This is a genomic window from Streptomyces sp. NPDC030143 (assembly GCF_055573695.1).
This window is the reverse complement of the sequence record NZ_JBVIAY010000008.1, coordinates 67,560-87,087: the sequence shown is the minus strand read 5'-3', so window position 1 is coordinate 87,087 and position 19,528 is coordinate 67,560. Positions and strand designations below refer to the sequence as shown.

The 19,528-nt window shown below is 71.4% G+C and carries 18 protein-coding genes; 12 read left to right on the top strand and 6 right to left on the bottom strand.

From position 1 onward, the window contains the following. The first annotated feature begins 482 nt into the window (after window positions 1-482). Window positions 483-743 (top strand): DUF397 domain-containing protein, encoded by a 261-nt coding sequence (locus ACZ4YY_RS16310; RefSeq protein WP_468289694.1) that lies wholly within the window; start codon window positions 483-485, stop codon window positions 741-743. Between the two features lie 93 nt (window positions 744-836). Here the strand turns inward: ACZ4YY_RS16310 and ACZ4YY_RS16305 are convergent, their stop codons facing one another. After that, window positions 837-1,322: an ATP-binding protein gene (locus tag ACZ4YY_RS16305; protein WP_468289692.1), complete on the bottom strand. Its 486-nt coding sequence runs from the start codon at window positions 1,320-1,322 to the stop codon at window positions 837-839. A 375-nt stretch (window positions 1,323-1,697) separates the two neighbouring features. Between ACZ4YY_RS16305 and ACZ4YY_RS16300 the strand changes: the two genes are divergently transcribed. The 5 genes from ACZ4YY_RS16300 (at window position 1,698) to ACZ4YY_RS16280 (ending at window position 6,596) form a co-directional block, all read left to right on the top strand. Beyond that, on the top strand, window positions 1,698-2,522 hold the full coding sequence (locus ACZ4YY_RS16300) for a helix-turn-helix domain-containing protein (RefSeq protein WP_468290186.1): 825 nt from the start codon (window positions 1,698-1,700) through the stop codon (window positions 2,520-2,522). Window positions 2,523-2,652: 130 nt separating this feature from the next. Beyond that, window positions 2,653-4,113, top strand: coding sequence for an aldehyde dehydrogenase family protein (locus ACZ4YY_RS16295; RefSeq protein ID WP_468289689.1), 1,461 nt, complete (start codon window positions 2,653-2,655; stop codon window positions 4,111-4,113). A gap of 52 nt (window positions 4,114-4,165) precedes the next feature. Then, a complete protein-coding gene (locus ACZ4YY_RS16290) occupies window positions 4,166-4,807 on the top strand; it encodes a PadR family transcriptional regulator (protein WP_468289686.1) in 642 nt (213 codons plus the stop codon). 80 nt (window positions 4,808-4,887) lie between these two features. Next, window positions 4,888-5,844 (top strand): ATP-binding cassette domain-containing protein, encoded by a 957-nt coding sequence (locus tag ACZ4YY_RS16285; RefSeq protein ID WP_468289685.1) that lies wholly within the window; start codon window positions 4,888-4,890, stop codon window positions 5,842-5,844. Continuing rightward, complete coding sequence (locus ACZ4YY_RS16280; protein ID WP_468289682.1) at window positions 5,841-6,596, top strand: ABC transporter permease; 756 nt, start codon at window positions 5,841-5,843, stop codon at window positions 6,594-6,596. Before ACZ4YY_RS16285 ends, ACZ4YY_RS16280 begins: the two co-directional genes overlap by 4 nt. A gap of 58 nt (window positions 6,597-6,654) precedes the next feature. Here ACZ4YY_RS16280 and ACZ4YY_RS16275 read toward each other — a convergent pair whose 3' ends face one another. After that, complete coding sequence (locus tag ACZ4YY_RS16275) at window positions 6,655-8,055, bottom strand: glutamate decarboxylase (RefSeq protein ID WP_468289679.1); 1,401 nt, start codon at window positions 8,053-8,055, stop codon at window positions 6,655-6,657. Between the two features lie 30 nt (window positions 8,056-8,085). Next, entirely contained in the window at window positions 8,086-9,369 is a 1,284-nt protein-coding gene (locus ACZ4YY_RS16270) for an ion channel protein (RefSeq protein ID WP_468289676.1), read from the bottom strand. Between the two features lie 138 nt (window positions 9,370-9,507). Between ACZ4YY_RS16270 and ACZ4YY_RS16265 the strand changes: the two genes are divergently transcribed. After that, window positions 9,508-10,269 (top strand): MerR family transcriptional regulator, encoded by a 762-nt coding sequence (locus ACZ4YY_RS16265; RefSeq protein ID WP_468289673.1) that lies wholly within the window; start codon window positions 9,508-9,510, stop codon window positions 10,267-10,269. A gap of 19 nt (window positions 10,270-10,288) precedes the next feature. Here ACZ4YY_RS16265 and ACZ4YY_RS16260 read toward each other — a convergent pair whose 3' ends face one another. Then, complete coding sequence (locus tag ACZ4YY_RS16260) at window positions 10,289-10,654, bottom strand: YbjQ family protein (RefSeq protein WP_468289671.1); 366 nt, start codon at window positions 10,652-10,654, stop codon at window positions 10,289-10,291. 132 nt (window positions 10,655-10,786) lie between these two features. Here ACZ4YY_RS16260 and ACZ4YY_RS16255 point away from each other — a divergent pair, with 132 nt between their 5' ends. Next, a complete protein-coding gene (locus ACZ4YY_RS16255) occupies window positions 10,787-11,707 on the top strand; it encodes a DedA family protein (protein WP_468289668.1) in 921 nt (306 codons plus the stop codon). Between the two features lie 30 nt (window positions 11,708-11,737). On the opposite strand, the gene ACZ4YY_RS16250 is transcribed toward ACZ4YY_RS16255, so the two are convergent. Both ACZ4YY_RS16250 and ACZ4YY_RS16245 read right to left on the bottom strand, forming a co-directional pair. Then, window positions 11,738-13,399 carry a threonine/serine exporter family protein gene (locus ACZ4YY_RS16250; protein WP_468289666.1) on the bottom strand — a complete coding sequence of 554 codons (1,662 nt, stop codon included), beginning with the start codon at window positions 13,397-13,399 and terminating at the stop codon, window positions 11,738-11,740. A 210-nt stretch (window positions 13,400-13,609) separates the two neighbouring features. Beyond that, window positions 13,610-14,101: an inorganic diphosphatase gene (locus tag ACZ4YY_RS16245; protein WP_055637912.1), complete on the bottom strand. Its 492-nt coding sequence runs from the start codon at window positions 14,099-14,101 to the stop codon at window positions 13,610-13,612. Window positions 14,102-14,225: 124 nt separating this feature from the next. Between ACZ4YY_RS16245 and dacB the strand changes: the two genes are divergently transcribed. From dacB to hpt, 4 genes are all read left to right on the top strand, one after another. Further along, entirely contained in the window at window positions 14,226-15,839 is a 1,614-nt protein-coding gene (gene dacB, locus ACZ4YY_RS16240; RefSeq protein ID WP_468290184.1) for a D-alanyl-D-alanine carboxypeptidase/D-alanyl-D-alanine endopeptidase, read from the top strand. A gap of 579 nt (window positions 15,840-16,418) precedes the next feature. Further along, window positions 16,419-17,549, top strand: a complete 1,131-nt coding sequence (locus ACZ4YY_RS16235; protein WP_468289663.1) for a zinc-dependent metalloprotease — start codon at window positions 16,419-16,421, stop codon at window positions 17,547-17,549. 237 nt (window positions 17,550-17,786) lie between these two features. Beyond that, window positions 17,787-18,815, top strand: a complete 1,029-nt coding sequence (tilS, locus tag ACZ4YY_RS16230) for a tRNA lysidine(34) synthetase TilS (RefSeq protein WP_468289660.1) — start codon at window positions 17,787-17,789, stop codon at window positions 18,813-18,815. A 60-nt stretch (window positions 18,816-18,875) separates the two neighbouring features. Continuing rightward, window positions 18,876-19,436, top strand: coding sequence for a hypoxanthine phosphoribosyltransferase (gene hpt, locus ACZ4YY_RS16225; RefSeq protein WP_468290182.1), 561 nt, complete (start codon window positions 18,876-18,878; stop codon window positions 19,434-19,436). Window positions 19,437-19,528 lie beyond the last annotated feature (92 nt).

The window sequence follows — 19,528 nt, the reverse complement described above, 5'->3', positions numbered from 1 at the left end:
ACGGCGGCGGGCGAGCCGGTGCCGCGGACGCCCCCGTCCGAGCCATTCACCCGGCTGCCCGTCGGACGGAACGGACGGCGGGCCTCCGACCGGCGGGGGGCGTTCCGCCCGTCTTGTCCGGACGGTGCCGCGGCCTGTGGGTCGAACCGTGTCCGGAACCACGGAACACGAAGCGGTCCCGATGCGTCTCTTCCTGTGCAGAAGTAGTTCGATCCGAACCACTTCGCGCGTCCCGCGGTGCCGGAGGCCGTCCTGCGCGACCGGTGGCCACCCGTGCCACGGGCTTCGGGGCGAACGCGTGAAGGGTTCGGGGATCCGACCGGGACCGGTCGCGGGAGCGTCGAAGCTGTAACCGCCTCGGCACCGCGCGTGCACGTGCATCTGCTCATGCAGATGCACGTGAACGGGAGATATGATCCCGGACAGTCGACCACGGCATCCATCGCCGCACGAGCCAGCGCACCACCACCAGGGAGCGACCTGTGGACCACGACGTTGACGGGGGGAACGACGTGTACAACGGCATGACGGCCACGCAGCTGCACGGGGTTGCCTGGCAGAAGAGCCGGCACAGCAACTCGCAGGGTACGTGCGTCGAGTTCGCCCGGTTGCCCGGCGGTGACGTCGCGGTGCGCAACTCGCGCTTCCCTGACGGGCCCGCGCTCGTCTACACACGGGCCGAGATCGAGGCCATGCTGCTGGGCATCAAGGACGGGGAGTTCGACCACCTGATCGCGAGCTGACGGCCGGCGGCCGGGGCCCAGGCGCGGCGCCGGAATCGGCCGAAAAGCGGCAGCAACGCGCGTAGAACCACGGCACGAGCGTGCCGCGGTTCGTCATTCGGCGGGCGTGTGCAGCCGGAACAGCGCCCAGACGACCTTGCCGCCCAGCCTGCCGGACAGCGGGTGCCAGCCCCAGCCGTCGGCGAAGGAGTCGACGAGGAACAGGCCGCGACCGGACTCCGCCGAGAAGTCGTCCGCCTCGCGCGGCAGGGGGCTGTCCCGGCTGGGGTCGCGCACCGCGCAGACCAGCCGCTCGGTCCACCGCATCAGGTGCAGCCGCACCGGCGGGTGCTGCGCGCCGGCCGGACGGGGTTCGGCGTCGGTCGACAGTCCGTGCCGCAGCGCGTTGGTGACGAGTTCCGAGACGACCAGGCACACGTCGTCGAAACGGTCGCCGACGTCCCACTGGCCGAGGGTTCTGCGGGTGAACCGGCGTGCCTCGCGCACGGCTTCGAAGCGGGCGGGCAGTGCGCAGGACGCCGCGTTGGACACGGCCGCGGGATCAAGCGGCGGAAGGCCCTGCCGTAACGGCTCGAGCATGGTCGATCCATTCGTCCCCATGCGAGGCACTCCCGGGATTCGCGGTCGTTGCGATGCAGCGGTGGCGCGGGACCATGGTTTCCGAAGCGCAGGGCAGATGCAAGGGCAGATGCACGTGCACGTGACCGAATTGGACCCGCCCGTACCGCTTCTTGGCCATTTTTTCCGCCATCTTCTCGCCGTTCAGAGGCGGTTCCCTCGCTTTCCGCTCACCCTTCCCACGCACCGGTCCACGCGTATCCTTTGGCTTCTTTCCGTCTGTGTAATCGGACGAGTACTGCTCGAAGTGTTTTAGTGGCAGACTGCGGGCCCTGAGGACGGTTGGGGAGGCTGGCGAACGTGAGCGCGGGAGAGCCAGGATCGGTGGTGCGGCGCATGCTGCTCGGCTCGCAACTACGGCGACTGCGTGAGGCGCGCGGCATCACGCGCGAGGCGGCGGGATATTCGATCCGCGCGTCGGAGTCGAAGATCAGCCGGATGGAGCTGGGCCGGGTGAGCTTCAAGACACGGGACGTGGAAGACCTGCTGACGCTGTACGGCGTCACGGACGAGTCCGAGCGCCACGCACTGGTCTCCCTCGCGCGCGAGGCCAACGTGGCGGGCTGGTGGCACAGTTACTCGGACGTCCTGCCCAACTGGTTCCCCACCTACGTCGGGCTGGAGGGCGCGGCCTCGCTGATCCGGGTCTACGAGGTGCAGTTCGTGCACGGGCTGCTGCAGACGGAGGCCTACGCGCGCGCGGTCGTGCGGCGCGGTATGAAGGGCGCGAGCGCGGCCGACGTCGACCGGCGGGTGGCGCTGCGCCTGGAGCGGCAGAAGTGTCTCGTCGCCGAGAGCGCCCCCGACTTCCACATCGTCCTCGACGAGGCCGCCCTGCGTCGGCCGTACGGCGACCGTGAGGTGATGCGCGGGCAGCTCCAGCACCTGATCGACATCTCCGAACGCCCCAACGTCCGGCTGCAGATCATGCCGTTCGGCTTCGGCGGGCACTCCGGGGAGTCCGGCGCCTTCACGATCCTGAGCTTCCCGGAGTCCGACCTGTCGGACGTCGTCTATCTGGAACAGCTCACCAGCGCCCTCTATCTGGACAAACGCGAGGACGTCGCCCAGTACGAGCAGGCGCTGAAGGAGCTCCAGCAGGACAGCCCCGGCCCCGACGAGAGCCGGGACCTGCTGCGCGGGCTGCTCCAGCTCTCCTGAGGGTTTTCCCCGGGGCGACCCGCTCTTCCACCAACTCCCCTGACACACACGTACGATGACGTGTGATCAGTTCGTGACGTCGATCGGGGTTCCGCGCCGACCGCCCGCTTCCAGGGGATTGAGGGATCACATGTCGTCCTGCTTCACCGACCTGGCCCAGCAGTACATCGACGGGGAGTGGCGTCCGGGGACCGGTTCCTGGGACGTCATCGACTTCAACCCCTACAACGGTGAGAAGCTCGCCTCGATCACCATCGCCACGGTCGACGAGGTCGATCAGGCCTACCGGGCCGCCGCCCGCGCCCAGAGGGAGTGGGCCGCGACCAACCCCTACGTCCGCCGCGCGGTGCTGGAGAGGGTGCTGCGGCTGGTGGAGGAGCGGGAGCGGGAGATCGGCGAGGTCCTGGTCGACGAGGTCGGCGGGACCTTCGGCACGGCGGCCTTCGAGCTGCGGATGGCCAAGGAGTTCCTGCGCGAGGCGATACGCCTGACGCTGAGCCCCGAGGGGTCGATCCTCCCCTCGCCGATCGACGGCAAGGAGAACCGCGTCCACCGCGTGCCGGTGGGTGTCGTCGGCGTGATCAGCCCGTTCAGCGTGCCCTTTCTGCTGGCGCTGAAGTCGGTCGCCCCGGCCCTGGCGCTCGGCAACGGCGTGGTGCTCAAGCCGCACCAGGACACCCCCGTCGCCGGCGGCACCCTGATCGCCAAGCTCTTCGAGGACGCGGGCCTGCCCGCCGGCGTGCTCAACGTCGTCGTCACCGACATCGCCGAGATCAACGACGCCTTCCTGGAGCACCCGGTCCCGAGCGTCATCTCCTTCACCGGCTCCGACGAGGTCGGCCGTCACGTCGCCACCGTCTGTGCCGCGCACTTCAAGCGCTGCGTGCTCGAACTGGGCGGCAACAGCGCGCTCGTCGTCCTCGACGACGCCGACGTCGACTACGCCGTCGACGCGGCCGTCTTCAGCCGTTTCCTCCACCAGGGCCAGGTCTGCATGGCCGCCAACCGCGTCCTGGTCGACCGGTCGGTCGCCGACGAGTTCACCGAGAAGTTCGTCGCCAAGGTGCGCGCTCTGAAGGCCGGCGACCCGCGCGATCCCGGGACCGTCATCGGCCCGTTGATCAACTCCTCGCAGGCGGAGGCCGTCTCGGGTGTCGTCACCAAGGCCCTCGCCGAGGGCGCGACCGCCCTGGTGCACGGCGAGACCCGGGAGAACGTCGTCGAGCCGTCCGTCCTGACCGGGCTGCCCGCAGGCTCCGCTCTGCTGCGGCAGGAGGTCTTCGGCCCGGTCGTCTTCCTCACGGCCTTCGACGGCGAGGAGGAAGCCGTGCGCCTCGTCAACGACAGTCCCTACGGACTGAGCGGCGCGGTGCACACCGCCGACGTCGAGCGGGGCGTCGCCTTCGCCCGGCGGATCGACACCGGCATGTTCCACGTCAACGACGCGACCGTCCACGACGAGCCGGTCGTCCCCTTCGGCGGCGAGAAGAACTCCGGCATCGGCCGTCTGAACGGCGAGTCGTCCCGGGAGGCCTTCACCACCACGAAGTGGATATCGGTCCAGCACGGCCGCAGCGGCTTCCCCTTCTGACCGCTCGGGGCACGGCGGGTGGGCGGCCCCGGCGCCGCCTACGCTGGACGCCATGTCAGCGATCCGTCTCCTCGTGCTCGGCGCCGTCCGGCAGCACGGGCGGGCCCACGGCTACCAGGTGCGCAACGACCTGGAGTACTGGGGCGCCCACGAGTGGTCCACCGCCAAGCCGGGCTCGATCTACCACGCCCTGAAGCAGATGGCCAAGCAGGGGCTGCTGCACGAGCACGAGATCGCCCCCTCCACCGCCGGCGGTCCGCCGCGCACCGAGTACGAGATCACCGGGCGCGGCACCGAGGAGTTCCTGCGGCTGCTGCGCGAGGCGCTGACCGCCTACGACCAGAAGATGGACGTGAAGTCGGCGGCGATCGGCTTCATGGTGGACCTGCCGCGCGCCGAGGCGGTGGCGCTGCTCGAGGAGCGCATCCGGCGCATCGAGGAGTGGCGCGCGGCCGTCACCGAGCACTACGTGCCCGAAGAGGGGCCGGAGCAGCTCGGGCACATCGGCGAGATCATGAACCTCTGGATCCACACCGCCGACGCCGAGGCCGAGTGGACCCACAGCCTGATCGCGCGGATCGAGGGCGGGGCCTACTCCTTCGCCGGCGAGGGCGAACCGTTCGTCGCGGTGCTCGCGGACGGTGAGGAGAACCCGTACACGACGGGGGAGCGGCAACCGGAGGAACCCCGCTAATCAAGTTGGACGAGTGGGATCGGTGGTGTTACCTTGAAGAAGTAGTCAACCTTGACTAGTGAGGGAGATGGGGGACCGGGATGGCTGACGCGGCGATCATCGTCGAGGGCGTACACAAGAGATACGGCGACACCCGGGCGCTGGACGGGCTGGATCTGGAGGTCGCCCGAGGCACCGTGCAAGGGGTGCTCGGACCGAACGGCGCGGGCAAGACGACCCTGGTCAGGATCCTCTCCACGCTGCTGCGGCCGGACAGCGGCCGGGTCGAGCTGGCCGGGCACGACGTGGTGCGGCAGGCCCGCGAGGTCCGGCTGCGCATCGGCCTGCTCGGCCAGCACGCGGCGCTGGACGAGGAGCTGGGCGGCCGGCAGAACCTGGAGCTCTTCGGCCGCCTCCACCACCTGGGCGCCCGCCGCGCGCGCGTGCGCGCCGACGAACTGCTGGAGCGCTTCGGGCTGACCGACACCGGCCGCAAACCCGTGCGCTCCTACAGCGGCGGCATGCGCCGGCGGCTGGACCTGGCCGCCTCCCTGATCACCGACCCGGAGGTGCTCTTCCTGGACGAGCCCACCACCGGCCTCGACCCGCGCGGACGCGCCGAGGTGTGGTCCGCGGTCCGGTCACTGGTCGGCGGCGGCACGACCGTCGTGCTGACCACCCAGTACCTGGAGGAGGCCGACCAGCTCGCCCACCGCATCTGCGTCGTCGACCGGGGCCGGGTGATCGCCGACGGCACGGCGGCCGAGCTGAAGGCGCTGACGGGCGGCGACCGCATCGACGTCGTCCTGCGCGACGAGGGGCACCTGGGCGCCGCGCTCGCGCTGCTGCCCGTGCCCGAGGACGACATCGTGGTCGACGCCGACCGCCGGCTGCTCAGCGCCCCCGTCACCGACCGCATGGCCGCGCTCACCGCCGTCGTCCGCGCCCTGGAGGAGTCGGGCATCGAGGCGGAGGACGTGGCCCTGCGCCGCCCCACGCTCGACGAGGTGTTCCTGCACCTCACCGGACGGGACGACCGTACGAAGGAGGCCGCGTGAGCACGCACGCGCTGACCGATTCCTGGACCATGACCCGGCGCGAACTCGCCCACTGGGCGCGACGGCCGGGCCAGTTGGCCGTCGGGCTGGTCTTCCCGGTGATGCTGCTGCTGATGTTCGGCTACCTGGTCGGCGGCGGGCGCGGGGTGAGCGGCCATTACCTCGACTACCTCTTCCCCGGCATGCTCGCGCTCACCATGGCCTTCGGCCTGGAGGGCACGATGCTCGCGGTCACTCGTGACCTCGACAAGGGGGTGATCGACCGGTTCCGTTCGATGCCGATGGCCGACGGGGCGGTCCTGGTGGGCCGTTCGGCGGCCGACATGCTCCAGTCGGCGGTGGGCCTGGTCGTGCTGATCGGCATGAGCGCGGCCCTCGGCTGGCGTGCGCACGGCGGGGTGGCGGCCTTCCTGGCGGCCGTGGGCCTGCTGCTCCTCCTGCGCTTCGCGATGCTGTGGATCGGCATCCACCTGGCGTTGGTCGCCGGCAGGCCGGAGATGGTCCAGGCCGTGCAGATCCTGGTCTGGCCGGTCGGCTTCCTCTCCAACGCCTTCGCCAGCCCCACGTCCATGCCCGGCTGGCTCGGCACGGTCGTCGAGTGGAACCCCCTCTCCCACACGGCGACCGCGGTGCGCGACCTGTTCGCCACGGGCGCGTCCGGCCACGTCTGGACGGCTGTCGTCTGGCCACTGGCCCTGCTGGCCGTGTTCTTCCCGCTGGCGGTGCGGAAGTTCGCCCGCATGAGCCGCTGAGCCGCGTGAGCCGCATGAGCCGCATGAGCCGTTGTGCCGGGACAGCACAGCTAGGGCCCTAATGGTGGAAGCCCGTCGCCGCCTCCTTGTCCCGGGTCAGTGGGCGGGGCTGTCTGCGGAGTTCCGGCAGGAGGCGCGTCAGGTCGTCGACGAACAGGTCGGCCAGGTCGGAGGAGAAGCCGTTGCGGCACACGACGCGCAGGACGGAGAGGTCCTCGCGGTTCGGCGGGAAGGTGTACGCGGGCACCAGCCACCCGTGCTCGCGCAGCCGGCGGGAGACGTCGAAGACGTCGTACGCCTCGACGCCGGGAGCCGTGGTGAAGGCCAGGACGGGGAGTTCGTCGCCCCGGGTGAGGAGGCGGAAGTCACCGAGGGACTCGACGCGCTCCGCGACGGTCCGCGCGACCTCCCGGGTGGAGCGCTGCACGGCCCGGTAGCCCTCCCGGCCCAGCCGCAGGAACGTGTAGTACTGCGCGACGACCTGGGCGCCGGGCCGCGAGAAGTTCAGCGCGAACGTCGGCATGTCACCGCCCAGGTAGTTCACGCGGAAGACGAGCTCCTCGGGCAGCGCGTCCTGGTCGCGCCACAGCGCCCAGCCCACCCCCGGGTACACCAGCCCGTACTTGTGCCCCGAGGTGTTGATCGACGCCACGCGCGCGAGGCGGAAGTCCCACAGCAGGTCCTCGTCGAGGAAGGGCGCGATCATCGCTCCGGACGCCCCGTCGACGTGCACCGGGATGTCGAGGCCGGTGCGCTCCTGGAGGGCGTCCAGGGCCGCGCACAGGTCGGCGATCGGCTCGTAGGAGCCGTCGAAGGTTGAGCCGAGGACGCCGACGACCCCGATGGTGTTCTCGTCGCACAGCTCGGCGGCGGCCTGCGGGTCGAGATGGAACCGGTCGCCCTCCATGGGCACCTGACGGGGCTCCACCTCCCAGAAGGTGCAGAACTTCTCCCAGCAGACCTGGACGTTGATCCCCATCACCAGGTTGGGCCGGGCCGCCGGGTCGGGACGACGCCTGCTCCAGCGGCGCTTGAACGCCATCCCCGCGAGCATGCACGCCTCGCTCGACCCGGTCGTCGAGCACCCCACGGCGGCCGACGGGTCCGGCGCGTTCCACAGGTCGGCGAGCATCGCCACACAGCGCCGTTCCAGTTCGGCGGTGCGCGGGTACTCGTCCTTGTCGATCATGTTCTTGTCGCGGCACTCCGCCATCAGCACCCCGGCCTGCGGCTCCATCCAGGTGGTGACGAAGGTGGCCAGGTTCAGCCGGGAGTTGCCGTCGAGCATCAACTCGTCGTGGACCAGCTGGTACGCCGTCGACGGCGGCGTGGGACCGTCCGGCAGCCGGTGCCGTGGCGGCGCCTCGGTCATGCCGCCCACCGGATCCGCCTCGCCGTAGAACGGGTTGACGGAACGGGAGCGCTCGTCGGGGTTCCGGGGACCTTCGTGCAACGGCATGGACGTGCCTCCTGAGACGGTCGACTGTGGTCAGCGGACGGCGGTTCCCCCCTCGCGCAACTGCATCTGCGGCCGCCCCGTGACCAGCAGCCAGGCCGGCAGGGAGGCGACACACAGCAGTGCGAGGATCGCGGGCGAGGCGACCAGGACGGCGGCGACGAACAGGCTCACCCAGCCCTGCCGGGTGATGGCGAGCAGCACACCGAGCACCGCGGCCGACACGCCCACCGCCGGATGCACCGCCGGCACGAGTGCGTGGGCGGTGAGCCCGAGGGCGACACCGACGAACACGGCGGGGAAGATCCGCCCGCCGCGGAAACCGCAGGACGCGGCGACGAGCAGTGCGGCCAGCTTCACCACCGTCATCGTGGCGAACTCGCCCGCCGTCCAGCCCTCGGGGTCGCGCGCCAGCTCCCCGATCTCGTCGAGCCCCTTGAAGAGCGTCAGATGGCCGCCCAGGGCCGCCAGCAGCCCCAGGACGAGGCCACCGACCGGAAGGGCCAGCATCGGGTGCCGCAGCCGCGCGAACGCGCCGTGGGCGAACGGAAAGGCGAGGACGGCGCACAGTGCCAGCAGCGCGGCCGCGGACGCGATCACCAGCGCCGCGAGCAGGTCGCCCCAGCCCGCCGTGGTGAAGGCGGGCAGGCCGAGGTCGAACGTCGGGTGCGCCACCAGATTCGTCGTCATGGCCCCCGCCGCGGCCGCGACGAGGGGGGCGAAGACGTGGTCCCACAGCGGCCCGCCGGTCCGCCGCGCGGCCAGCGCCTCCGAGATCAGCAGTGCGGCCGCGACCGGCGTCCCGAACAGCGCGCCGATCGTCGCCGCCTCCGCCAGCGCCGGCCACGCCCCGCCCGGCGCCCGGGGCAGCAGCCGGCGGCCCAGCCAGTAGGCCAGCCCGACGTTCACCGCGATGATCGGGTTCTCCGGGCCGAGACTCGGCCCGCCGGCCAGCACCAGGACCGTCGCCAGCAGCAGTCCGGGCAGCACCACGGGCGGAAGCACCGGCGCGTCCAGCCCGGTGGTGGCCGGGTCGGGCCCGGCATGCCCCGGCGCCTTCCACACCACGAGCCCCACCAGCACCCCGGTCGTGGTGAGGACGACGACCACCCACAGCACCGACCAGCGGCCCACCCCGAGCGCGTCAGGCAGATCCCGCCACACCACGTCCTGGAGCCGCTCGGCCACGCCGCTCACCAGCAGCAGGACCAGGCTCGCCACCACCCCGACGACCAGTGCGGGCAGGATCGTCGGCAGCAGCGTGCGCGCCGGCGTCGCCGGAGCGGGGGGCGCCTGCCGCGCGGTGTCCTGGACCACGGGGTCACGATAAGCGGACGTAACCGACACAACATCCCGAGTCGGGCGACGTGGTGAACCGCCCCGGGAGACGGCTTGCACCTCACGCGACGTGAGGGCCCACAGTGGAGCGCGTACCGAGAAGAAGGAGCGGACGAAGTGAGCTACTCCGTCGGACAGGTCGCCGGATTCGCCGCAGTCACGGTGCGCGCCCTGCACCACTACGACGACATCGGCCTGCTCGTCCCGAGCGAGCGCAGCCCCGCGGGTCACCGGCGCTACAGCGACGCCGACCTCGACCGGTTGCAGCGGGTCCTGTTCTACCGCGAGCTCGGCTTCCCGCTCGACGAGGTCGCCGCCCTGCTCGACGATCCCGGCGCGGACCCGCGCGCGCACCTGCGCCGCAGGCACGCACTGCTGACCGCCCGGATCGAGAGGCTGCAGAAGATGGCGGCGGCCGTGGAGCACGCCATGGAGGCACGCACGATGGGCATCAACCTCACCCCCGAGGAGCGCTTCGAGGTCTTCGGCGACAAGGACCCCGAGCAGTACGCCGAGGAGGCCGAACAGCGCTGGGGCGGCACCGACGCCTACGCCGAGTCACAGCGCCGCACCGCGCAGTACACCAAGGAGGACTGGAAGCGCATGCAGGCCGAGGTGGCCGACTGGGGCGAGCGCTACGACGCCCTGATGGCCGCCGGCGAGGCCCCGACCGGCGAGTCCGCCATGGACCTGGCCGAGGAACACCGGCAGCACATCTGCGGCTGGTTCTACGAGTGCTCCTACGAACTGCACCAGTGCCTGGGTGAGATGTACGTCTCCGACGAGCGCTTCAAGGCGTTCTACGACTCCATGCGCCCGGGCCTCGCCGAACACCTCCGGGACGCGATCGTCGCGAACGCCGCCCGTCGCGCCGGCTGAGCACCTGGCCCGGAAGGTCTCATTCCCGGGCCAGGACCACGGCCGTGCCGTAGGCGCACACCTCGGTGCCCACGTCGGCGGCCTCCGTCACGTCGAAGCGGAACGCCAGGACGGCGTTGGCCCCCCGCGCGCGTGCCTGCTCGACGAGACGGTCCATGGCCTGGTTCCGGGTCTCGACGAGCGTCTTGGTGAGCCCCTTGAGCTCACCGCCGATCATCGACTTCAGACCCGCGCCGATCTGGCTGCCGAGATGCCGCGAGCGCACCGTCAGTCCGAAGACCTCGCCGATGACCTGCTCGACCCGGTGCCCGGGTACGTCGTTCGTGGTGACGACCAGTACGTCCGGCTGGGGCCCCTGGCCGCCGCCGTAATCCTCGATGCCCATGCTCACAGGTTTGCCCAAAGGCGGGCACAGTGCATCCTGGGAAGCCCCATGGAACCTGGGCAGGGGCGGCTGCGTTGATACGTTGGGGCAGCCAGCCCCCCGCCCGTACCCCACAGCAGGAGCCACAATCCCGTGACCACGCTTGCGCTAGGCCCCGAGTGGCTCAGCCCGGACTATCTGATCGAGACCTTCAGCCTGCCCGGCATCCTGCTGATCGTCTTCGCGGAATCCGGCCTCTTCGCCTTCTTGCCCGGTGACTCCCTGCTGTTCACCGCGGGCTTGTTCGTGGCCGAGGGCCAGTACATCAGCCAGCCCCTGTGGCTGGTCTGCACGCTCATCGTGATCGCCGCCGTCGTCGGCGACCAAGTGGGCTACATGATCGGAAAGTTCCTCGGTCCGAAGCTCTTCAACCGGCCCAACTCCAAGCTCTTCAAGAAAGAGAATCTGGACAAGGCGCACGAGTTCATGGAGAAGTACGGCCCCAAGGCGATCGTCCTCGCCCGCTTCGTGCCCATCGTGCGCACCTTCGCCCCCATCGTCGCGGGCGCCGGCAGCATGAAGTACCGCACGTTCATCGCCTACAACGTCATCGGCGGCATCGCGTGGGGCACCGGCGTCACCGTCGCCGGCTACTGGCTCGGCCAGATCGAGTTCATCAAGACGAACGTCGAGGCCATCCTCATCCTCATCGTGATCGTCTCGGTCGTGCCGATCGCCATCGAGTTCCTGCGGGAGCGCTCCAAGAAGAAGCGCGCGGCGGCCGAGCAGCCGGCGGCGGCCCGCCAGGCACAGGACCGGGCCCACCACCAGGCGCAGGCCCACGGCCAGGCGATGGACGACGCCACGACCCAGCTGCGCCGCATCGACCAGCACGAGCCGTACCCGGGCCGCCCGTCCCAGGACCAGGGCTACGGGCAGGACGAGTACTACGGCCAGCAGCAGCAGTACCCGCAGCAGGAGTACCCCCAGCAGCAGTACGCGCCGCAGCAGCAGGACTGGCAGCAGCCCCAGCACCAGCAGAACGGCCAGTACCCCCACAACCAGGGCTACTAGGCCCCGCTCCCGAGAGGCGCGGGGAACAGCTCAGAATCCCCGCGTCCTCTTGGCGGCCCGCCGCTTCTCCGGCGACCCGATCCGCAGGAACAGCCGCGACACCTCCGACCCGAGGTTCACCCCGATGGCGATGGCCATCGCCAGGGCCGCGGCCTTCGTCAGCGACACCAGTCCCGCGTCCACCTCGTTCTGAGCGATCGCCAGCAGACCGAAGTAGGTGGCCGAACCCGGCAGCAGGGGCCCGATCGCCGCCGTGGTGTACGGCAGCGCCGACACGAACCGGTACCGCGACAGCAACTGGCCGAACAGCCCGACGACCCCGGCGGCGACGGCGGTGGAGGCGACGGGCGAGATGCCGCCGGCGTAGTGCATCGCGCCGTACACACACCAGGCGACCCCGCCGTTGAGCGTCACCGCCAGCACGGTGGACCGTTCCTGCTGGAGCAGGACCGCGAAGGTCAGCGACAGCAGCATCGACGCGCCGATCTGCAACAGCGGCCGCTCGCTGATGCCCAGGGTGGCGTCCGGATTGAGATGGGCGCCCAACTGCACGCCGACGTAGAGCATCACCAACACCCCGACGACGATGCCCACGAAGAAGTACAGGACCTCCAGCAGACGGGCCGCCGCGGTGATGTAGAAGCCCGTCAGACCGTCCTGCACGCCCGCCACCAGGGCCCGTCCGGGCAGCAGCGCGAACAGCCCACCGGTGATGACGGCGGCGGCCTTCACATCGACGTGGGCGAGTGTCAACGCCACACCGATCGCCGCCGGCGGCGTCGCGGCCACCAGGAACTGGTAGAACTCGGGCAGCCCGCGCCCCGCGCACAGCCAGGCCAGCCGGTCGCCGAGCATCGCGCCGATCGCGGCCGCCAGGAACACCGTCACGTCACCGCCGACCAGCACCGAGGCCGCCCCCGCGAGCAGCCCGCTCGCCGAGGTCAGCACCCAGGTCGGGTACGGGTGCCGGTTGCGCCGCATCTCCGCGAGCCGCCGGTAGGCCTCCTCCAGGGAGATCTGCGTCTCGGGGTCGCTGAGATCGTCGACGAGCTGGAAGACGGCCGCGAGCCGCGTGTAGTCCGTCCCCCGCCGCCGCACCGTCCGCGACGCCGTCACCGGGTCCTCCACCAGCGACGGCTGGTAGGAGATCGACAACAGGGTGAAGGTGACGTTCGGCTCGCAGCGGTCGAGCCCGTAGGAGCGGCAGACCGCGAACATCGCGGCCTCCACGTCCTCGGCGCCCTCCCCGCCCGCCAGCAGCAGCTCCCCGATGCGCAGGGTCAGGTCGAGCACGCGCGGGACGGCCGGGCCCTCCTCCTCCGCCTTCACCGCCCGCTCCGGCGCGGGCCGCTCGGCCACCGGCATGCGCAGCATCGTGCGCATCCGGTCCTGCCACGGCACGTCCTTGGTCAGACTGACCACCGGGAAGCCCTCGGCGGGCGTGAACGCGGCGGGCGCGTGCCGGGAGCTGTAGGTACTGGGCCGGGTGAACGCCGACTTCTCCGGCTCCGCCGCGGCCGGCTGCGGGGCCTCCAGCCCCACCGGAACGGCGAACTCCGACGTGGTCTCCGACTCGCCCCCACCCCGCGGGACGGCAAGCCCCTCGGGAATCGCGAACTCGGAGGTCACCTCGGGATCGAACAGGCCACGCGCCTCGTCCGACCGTGGCTTGCGGTCCTCCGCCTCCGTCACTGAGCAACGCTCCCTGAACGACACCTTCCGTAGGCCTCAGTATGCGCAGACGCGCCGAAGGTATGCGTCGGGGCCGACCGTCACGCGACCCGCACCACGCAAGCGGGCATGAGAAAGGGCCGCACGCGCGCGTACGGCCCTTTCCGGGACTGCTCTGGCAGGTCGGACCGTGACTGCTACGGCAGGTCGGTCTGCGACTGCTGCGACAGGTCAGTGACCGCCCTGGTCCTTGAAACGCTTGTAGGACCGCTCGATCTCGGCCTCGGCGTCGGTGCGGCCGACCCAGTCGGCGCCCTCGACGGACTTGCCGGGCTCCAGGTCCTTGTAGACCTCGAAGAAGTGCTGGATCTCCAGGCGGTCGAACTCCGAGACGTGGTGGATGTCACGCAGGTGCTCCACACGCGGGTCGGTCGCCGGGACGCACAGCAGCTTGTCGTCGCCGCCGGCCTCGTCCGTCATACGGAACATGCCGATCGCGCGGCAGCGGATGAGGCAACCCGGGAAGGTCGGCTCGTCCAGGATGACCAGCGCGTCCAGCGGGTCGCCGTCCTCGCCGAGGGTGTTCTCGACGAAGCCGTAGTCGGTCGGGTAGGCGGTCGAGGTGAAGAGTCGACGGTCCAGGCGGATCCGACCGGTCTCGTGGTCCACCTCGTACTTGTTCCGCGAACCCTTCGGAATCTCGATCGTGACGTCGAACTCCACCGGTGGCTCCTCCATGATCAACACATAGTTCTGGTGGTTAAGTGTCCCTCACGCTGCTGTGTGATCGCGAAAGGGGCTGGTGGTCGTGCCGGAGCTGGGGCCTTGGCGTGCCGCGAGACCGCACGTGGTGCGGGCCGCGAACGCCGTACGACCGCGTCTGGCACGGGCCGCAGGGATCGTACGACCCCGTCTCGCGCGCGCCGCGGCCGCCGCGCAGCCGAGGGTCGCACGGCTCACACGGGCGGCGAAACCGCAGCTCACGCGGATCACGCGGCCGAAGAACCCCGGGAACCTCAGGACCTGGCAGTACACCACCGGCGCGGCGACCGCCGGACTGGTACTGGCCGCCGGCGTGGTGACCGCGGCCGGCCCCTGGGATTCCACCGGTCAGCGTACGGCCGAGCGGGACCACGCCGCCGCACTCGAGCGGACGGGTGGCGCAGATCACGGCCGCACCTCCGCGGAGGGCGCGTCGGCCGACGGGACGCCGCGGCCCGCCCCCAGCGCCGCGTCCGTCCTCACCGGGCTCGGCGGGACCACGAACGCCGTGCACCCCGTCCCCGGCACCCTGCCCGCCACGACCGCCCTCGCCGGCATCCTGACGCCCCTGCTGGGCGACCCCGCCCTCGGCCCCGCCCCCGCCGCCGCCGTCGTCGACGTGGCCACCGGCACGCGCCTGTACGAGACGGGCGCCGACCAGGCGCTCACCCCGGCCTCCACCACGAAGATCGCCACCGCCGTCGCGGCGCTGTCCGCGATGGGACCCGACCACCGCCTCACCACCCGCGCCGCGCTGGAGCCCGACACCCAGGAGATCGTCCTCGTCGGCGGCGGCGACCCCACCCTGACCGCCCGCGCGAACGCCGAGGGCCTCGCCAGTCTGCGCACCCTCGCCGCGCAGACCGCGGCCGCCCTGAAGAAGCGCGGCATCACCCGGGCGACGCTCTCCTACGACACCACCCTGTACGCCGGCACCGAGGTTCACCCCATCGGGCGCAACCCCAACCTCGCCCGGGTGACCGCCCTGATGGCCGACGAGGGACGCACGGACGACTCGACGAGCGGTGAGGTCGGCCGCGTCCTCGACCCGGCGCTGGACGCCACGACCCAGTTCGCGGACTTCCTGTGGGTGCACGGCATCCGGACCACCCACCCCGGCCCCTCGAAGGCGACCACGCGCGCGCAGACGCTCGCCACGGTCTCCTCCCCGCCCCTGTCCGCCCTGGTCGAACGCATGCTCACCAACAGCGACAACGACATCGCCGAGGCCCTCGCCCGCCAGACTGCCGTCGCCACCGGCGTGCGCGCCGACTTCGCCGGCGCCGGCCGGGCCGTCCACGCCCAGATCGCGCAGCTCGGCCTGCCGATGGCCGGCGTCTCCTTCAAGGACGGCAGCGGCCTCGACCGCTCCGACCGCCTCACCGCGAACCTGTTGGCCGGCCTCCTCGCCAAGGCCGCGGACCCCGCCCGCCCCGACCTGCGCCCCGCCCTCACCGGCCTGCCCGTCGCCGGCTTCACCGGCACCCTCGCCGGCCGCTCCACCGACACCTCGGCCGGTGTCGTCCGCGCCAAGACCGGCACCCTGACGGGTGTCGACACCCTCGCGGGCACCGTCGTCGACCGCAACGGCCGTCTCCTCGCCTTCGCCCTTCTCGCCTCCGACACGACGGACCGCGGCGCTGCCCGGGCGGCCCTGGACCGCGTCGCTTCAGCGGTGGCGGCGTGCGGGTGCAGGTGAGGGGATGCCCGGGCACGTGGAGCTCCGAACAGAAGGGGAGCCCGGCTCGCGACGCCGGGGACGCACGCTCGCCGCGTTGCCGAAAGCCCCTGGCAGCTCCGCTGCGAGGAGCTTCCGGCGTCCTGCGGCCGCACGCACCGGACGCCGCGACCTGATCGGCCCCCCTTCTGTTCGGAGCTCTCAGGGGTCCTCGCACCCTGCCCGCCCGGGCCGCCGCGCGTCTGACCAGGCGCTCACAGTGCAGAGACCCCTCAAAGGGAGCTGCCCGGGGAGACGTCAGGGGAGTGCCCGGGAGATACGTCAGGGGCCCACCCGGGGCGGACCGCCGGCCACGACGCGGCACGACCGACACGGACCGAACCCGAGCACCGGGCGGCGCCCCCTCGACTCCGGGCCGTCGGGCAGACGGCCGCCCCCGGTTCACCCCCGCGCCCGCTCCCCGTGGCCGACCACGCAGCCGGCCGGGCCACCCGAGCACCACCGTCCACCGGCCCGCCCGCCCCGGCCCGACCCTGACGCACCCCCCATCTCGTCCCCCACGCCCTGCCCCCGACGGCGGCGCTCACGTACGGTTGACACATGACGAGCATCGGTGGTGCCTCTTCCGGGATGGTCGACTGGAATCTCGCGGTCGCGACCGCGACCCGGCTCGTACGGCCGGGCCCAGAAGTGAGCCGCGACGAGGCCCGCGCCGTCGTCGCCGAACTCCGTCGGCACGCCAAGGCCTCGGAGGGACACGTCCGGGGCTTCACTCGGCTGGGTTCCGAGGACACCCACGACACCCCCGTCCTCGTCGTCGACCGCCCCGGCTGGATCCGGGCGAACGTCGCCGGCTTCCGCCAGATCCTCAAACCCCTCCTCGACAAGATGCAGGAACGCCGCAGCACCAGCCCCGGCGGCGTGGTCCTCGGCGCGGTCGGCGGCAAGGTCACCGGCGTCGAACTCGGCATGCTGCTGTCGTTCCTCGCCTCCCGCGTCCTCGGCCAGTACGAGACCTTCGCCCCCGCCACCCGAGAACTCCCCGCGGGCTCCGACGGCGGCGGCCGTCTCCTCCTCGTCGCCCCCAACATCGTCCACGTCGAACGCGAACTCGACGTCGACCCCCACGACTTCCGCCTCTGGGTGTGCCTGCACGAGGAGACGCACCGCACGCAGTTCACCGCGGTGCCCTGGCTGCGCGACCACCTCGAGGGTGAGATCCAGTCGTTCCTCGCGGAGACCGACGTCGACCCCATGACCTTCCTGGAGCGCGTCCGCGAAGCAGCCCAGTCCCTCGCCGGCGGCCGCCCCGAGGGCGAGGAGGACGACGGCGGCCACTCCCTGGTCGAACTCGTGCAGAGCCCGGCCCAGCGTGAGATCCTCGGCCGCCTCACCGCCGTGATGTCCCTCCTCGAGGGCCACGCCGACTTCGTCATGGACGGCGTCGGCCCCGACGTCGTACCGACCGTCGCCGAGATCCGCGAGAAGTTCCAGCAGCGCCGCGCCAAGGGCGCCTCCCGCCTCGACATGGCCCTGCGCAAACTGCTCGGCCTCGACGCCAAGCTCCGCCAGTACAAGGACGGCGAACGCTTCGTACGCTCTGTCGTCGACCAGGTCGGCATGGACGGCTTCAACCGCGTGTGGACCTCCCCGAACACCCTCCCCACCAAGGCCGAGATCGCCGCACCGGCGGACTGGGTCGCACGCGTGCACCGCAAGTCCGACTCATGACGCCGACACGCCGAAGACCCCGTGACGTCCCGTGATCGGCCGTGACCCGTCCTGAACCGTCGGGAACCGAATCCGGCCGACGGCAGGCGAACGCCGCGCCAATCACCCGTCCGAGGGACCGTGAGGCCCGCGCAGGCGTGCAATGCTCGGGGAACGGCTCAGTTCTGTCACCATCTACACACTCTGCGTGACCGGCATCGGGCTCAACCCCGAAAACTTCATGAAGGGAACCGGACAATGGGTCCCCATCCTGCGGTCGCGGCGATACGCCTGGCGGTCCGCCGCGTCCTCCACGACATCCTCACCGAACACACCCGCCTCGCCGAAGAGACGGCCCCGCACGAGCGTCCGCCCTCGCCGCTCGTGCTCGTGGCCTGCTCCGGCGGAGCCGACTCCATGGCGCTCGCCTCCGCCCTCGCCTTCGAAGCCCCCAAGCTCGGCATCCGCGCCGGCGGCGTCACCGTCGACCACGGCCTCCAGGCCGGCTCCGACACGCGCGCCGACGAGGTCGTCCTGCGCCTGCGCGGACTCGGACTCGACCCCGTCGAGTCCACCGCCGTGAGCGTGGGCCGCGCGGGCGGACCCGAGGCCGCCGCCCGCGACGCCCGCTACGCCGCCCTCGACGCCGCCGCCGACCGCCACGGCGCCACCGCGGTCCTGCTCGGCCACACCCGCGACGACCAGGCCGAGACCGTCCTCCTCGGCCTCGCCCGCGGCTCCGGCATCCGCTCCCTGTCCGGCATGGCCGCCATCTCCGGGGCCGGCGGCCGTTACCGCCGTCCCTTCCTGGGGCTCGACCGCCAGACCGCCCGCAAGGCCTGCATGGTCCAGTCCCTGCCCGTCTGGGACGACCCGCACAACACCGACCCGGCCTACACCCGCTCCCGGCTGCGCCACGAAGGACTGCCCGCCCTGGAGAAGGCCCTCGGCAAGGGGGTCGTCGAAGCCCTCGCCCGTACGGCCCGGCTCTCCCGCGACGACGCGGACGCCCTCGACGCCTGGGCCCGGCGGGCCGAGACCGCCGTACGGGACTCCGCCGGCCTGCTGGAGTGCGCCAAGCTCTACGCCCTGCCGCCCGCCGTACGCCGCCGCATCCTGCGCCGCGCCGCCATCGAGGCGGGCGCCCCGGCCGGCTCGCTGTTCGCCCGGCACATCGAGGAGATCGACCGGCTGATCACCGGCTGGCGCGGTCAGGGGGCCATCAATCTCCCCGGCAAAGTCGTCGCCCGGCGCCAGGGTGGCAGACTGGTGATTCGGCAAGGCTGAATCCCGGCCCCTCCGAGTACCTCGGGGAGGGGCGGCCAGCCGGTGGGACGACCGAAAGTGATGCGGGTGGACGCGAAAGACATGGGTGCCGAGCTCAAGCAGGTACTCATCACCAAGGAAGAGATCGACGCGAAGCTGGCCGAGCTGGCCGCGAAGATCGACGCGGAGTACGCGGGCAAGGACCTGCTGATCGTCGGCGTCCTCAAGGGCGCGGTGATGGTCATGGCCGACCTCGCGCGGGCGCTGTCCACCCCCGTCACCATGGACTGGATGGCCGTGTCGTCGTACGGCGCGGGCACCCAGTCCTCCGGTGTGGTGCGGATCCTCAAGGACCTCGACACCGACATCAAGGGCCGGCACGTCCTGATCGTCGAGGACATCATCGACTCCGGCCTGACCCTGTCCTGGCTGATCTCCAACCTCGGCTCGCGCGAACCGGCGTCCCTGAAGGTCTGCACACTGCTGCGCAAGCCCGACGCCGCCAAGGTCGCCATCGAGGTCGAGTGGGTCGGCTTCGACATCCCCAACGAGTTCGTCGTGGGCTACGGCCTCGACTACGCCGAGAAGTACCGCAACCTCCCCTTCGTCGGTACGCTCGCGCCCCACGTCTACGGCGGCTGACCCCGCAGGGCCACCGCCGTACGAAGATCGGGAACCCCGGCGGGCCTCGCACCGTTGGAGCATGCAGACGGGTTCGCCAGCCGTCCCGTGCG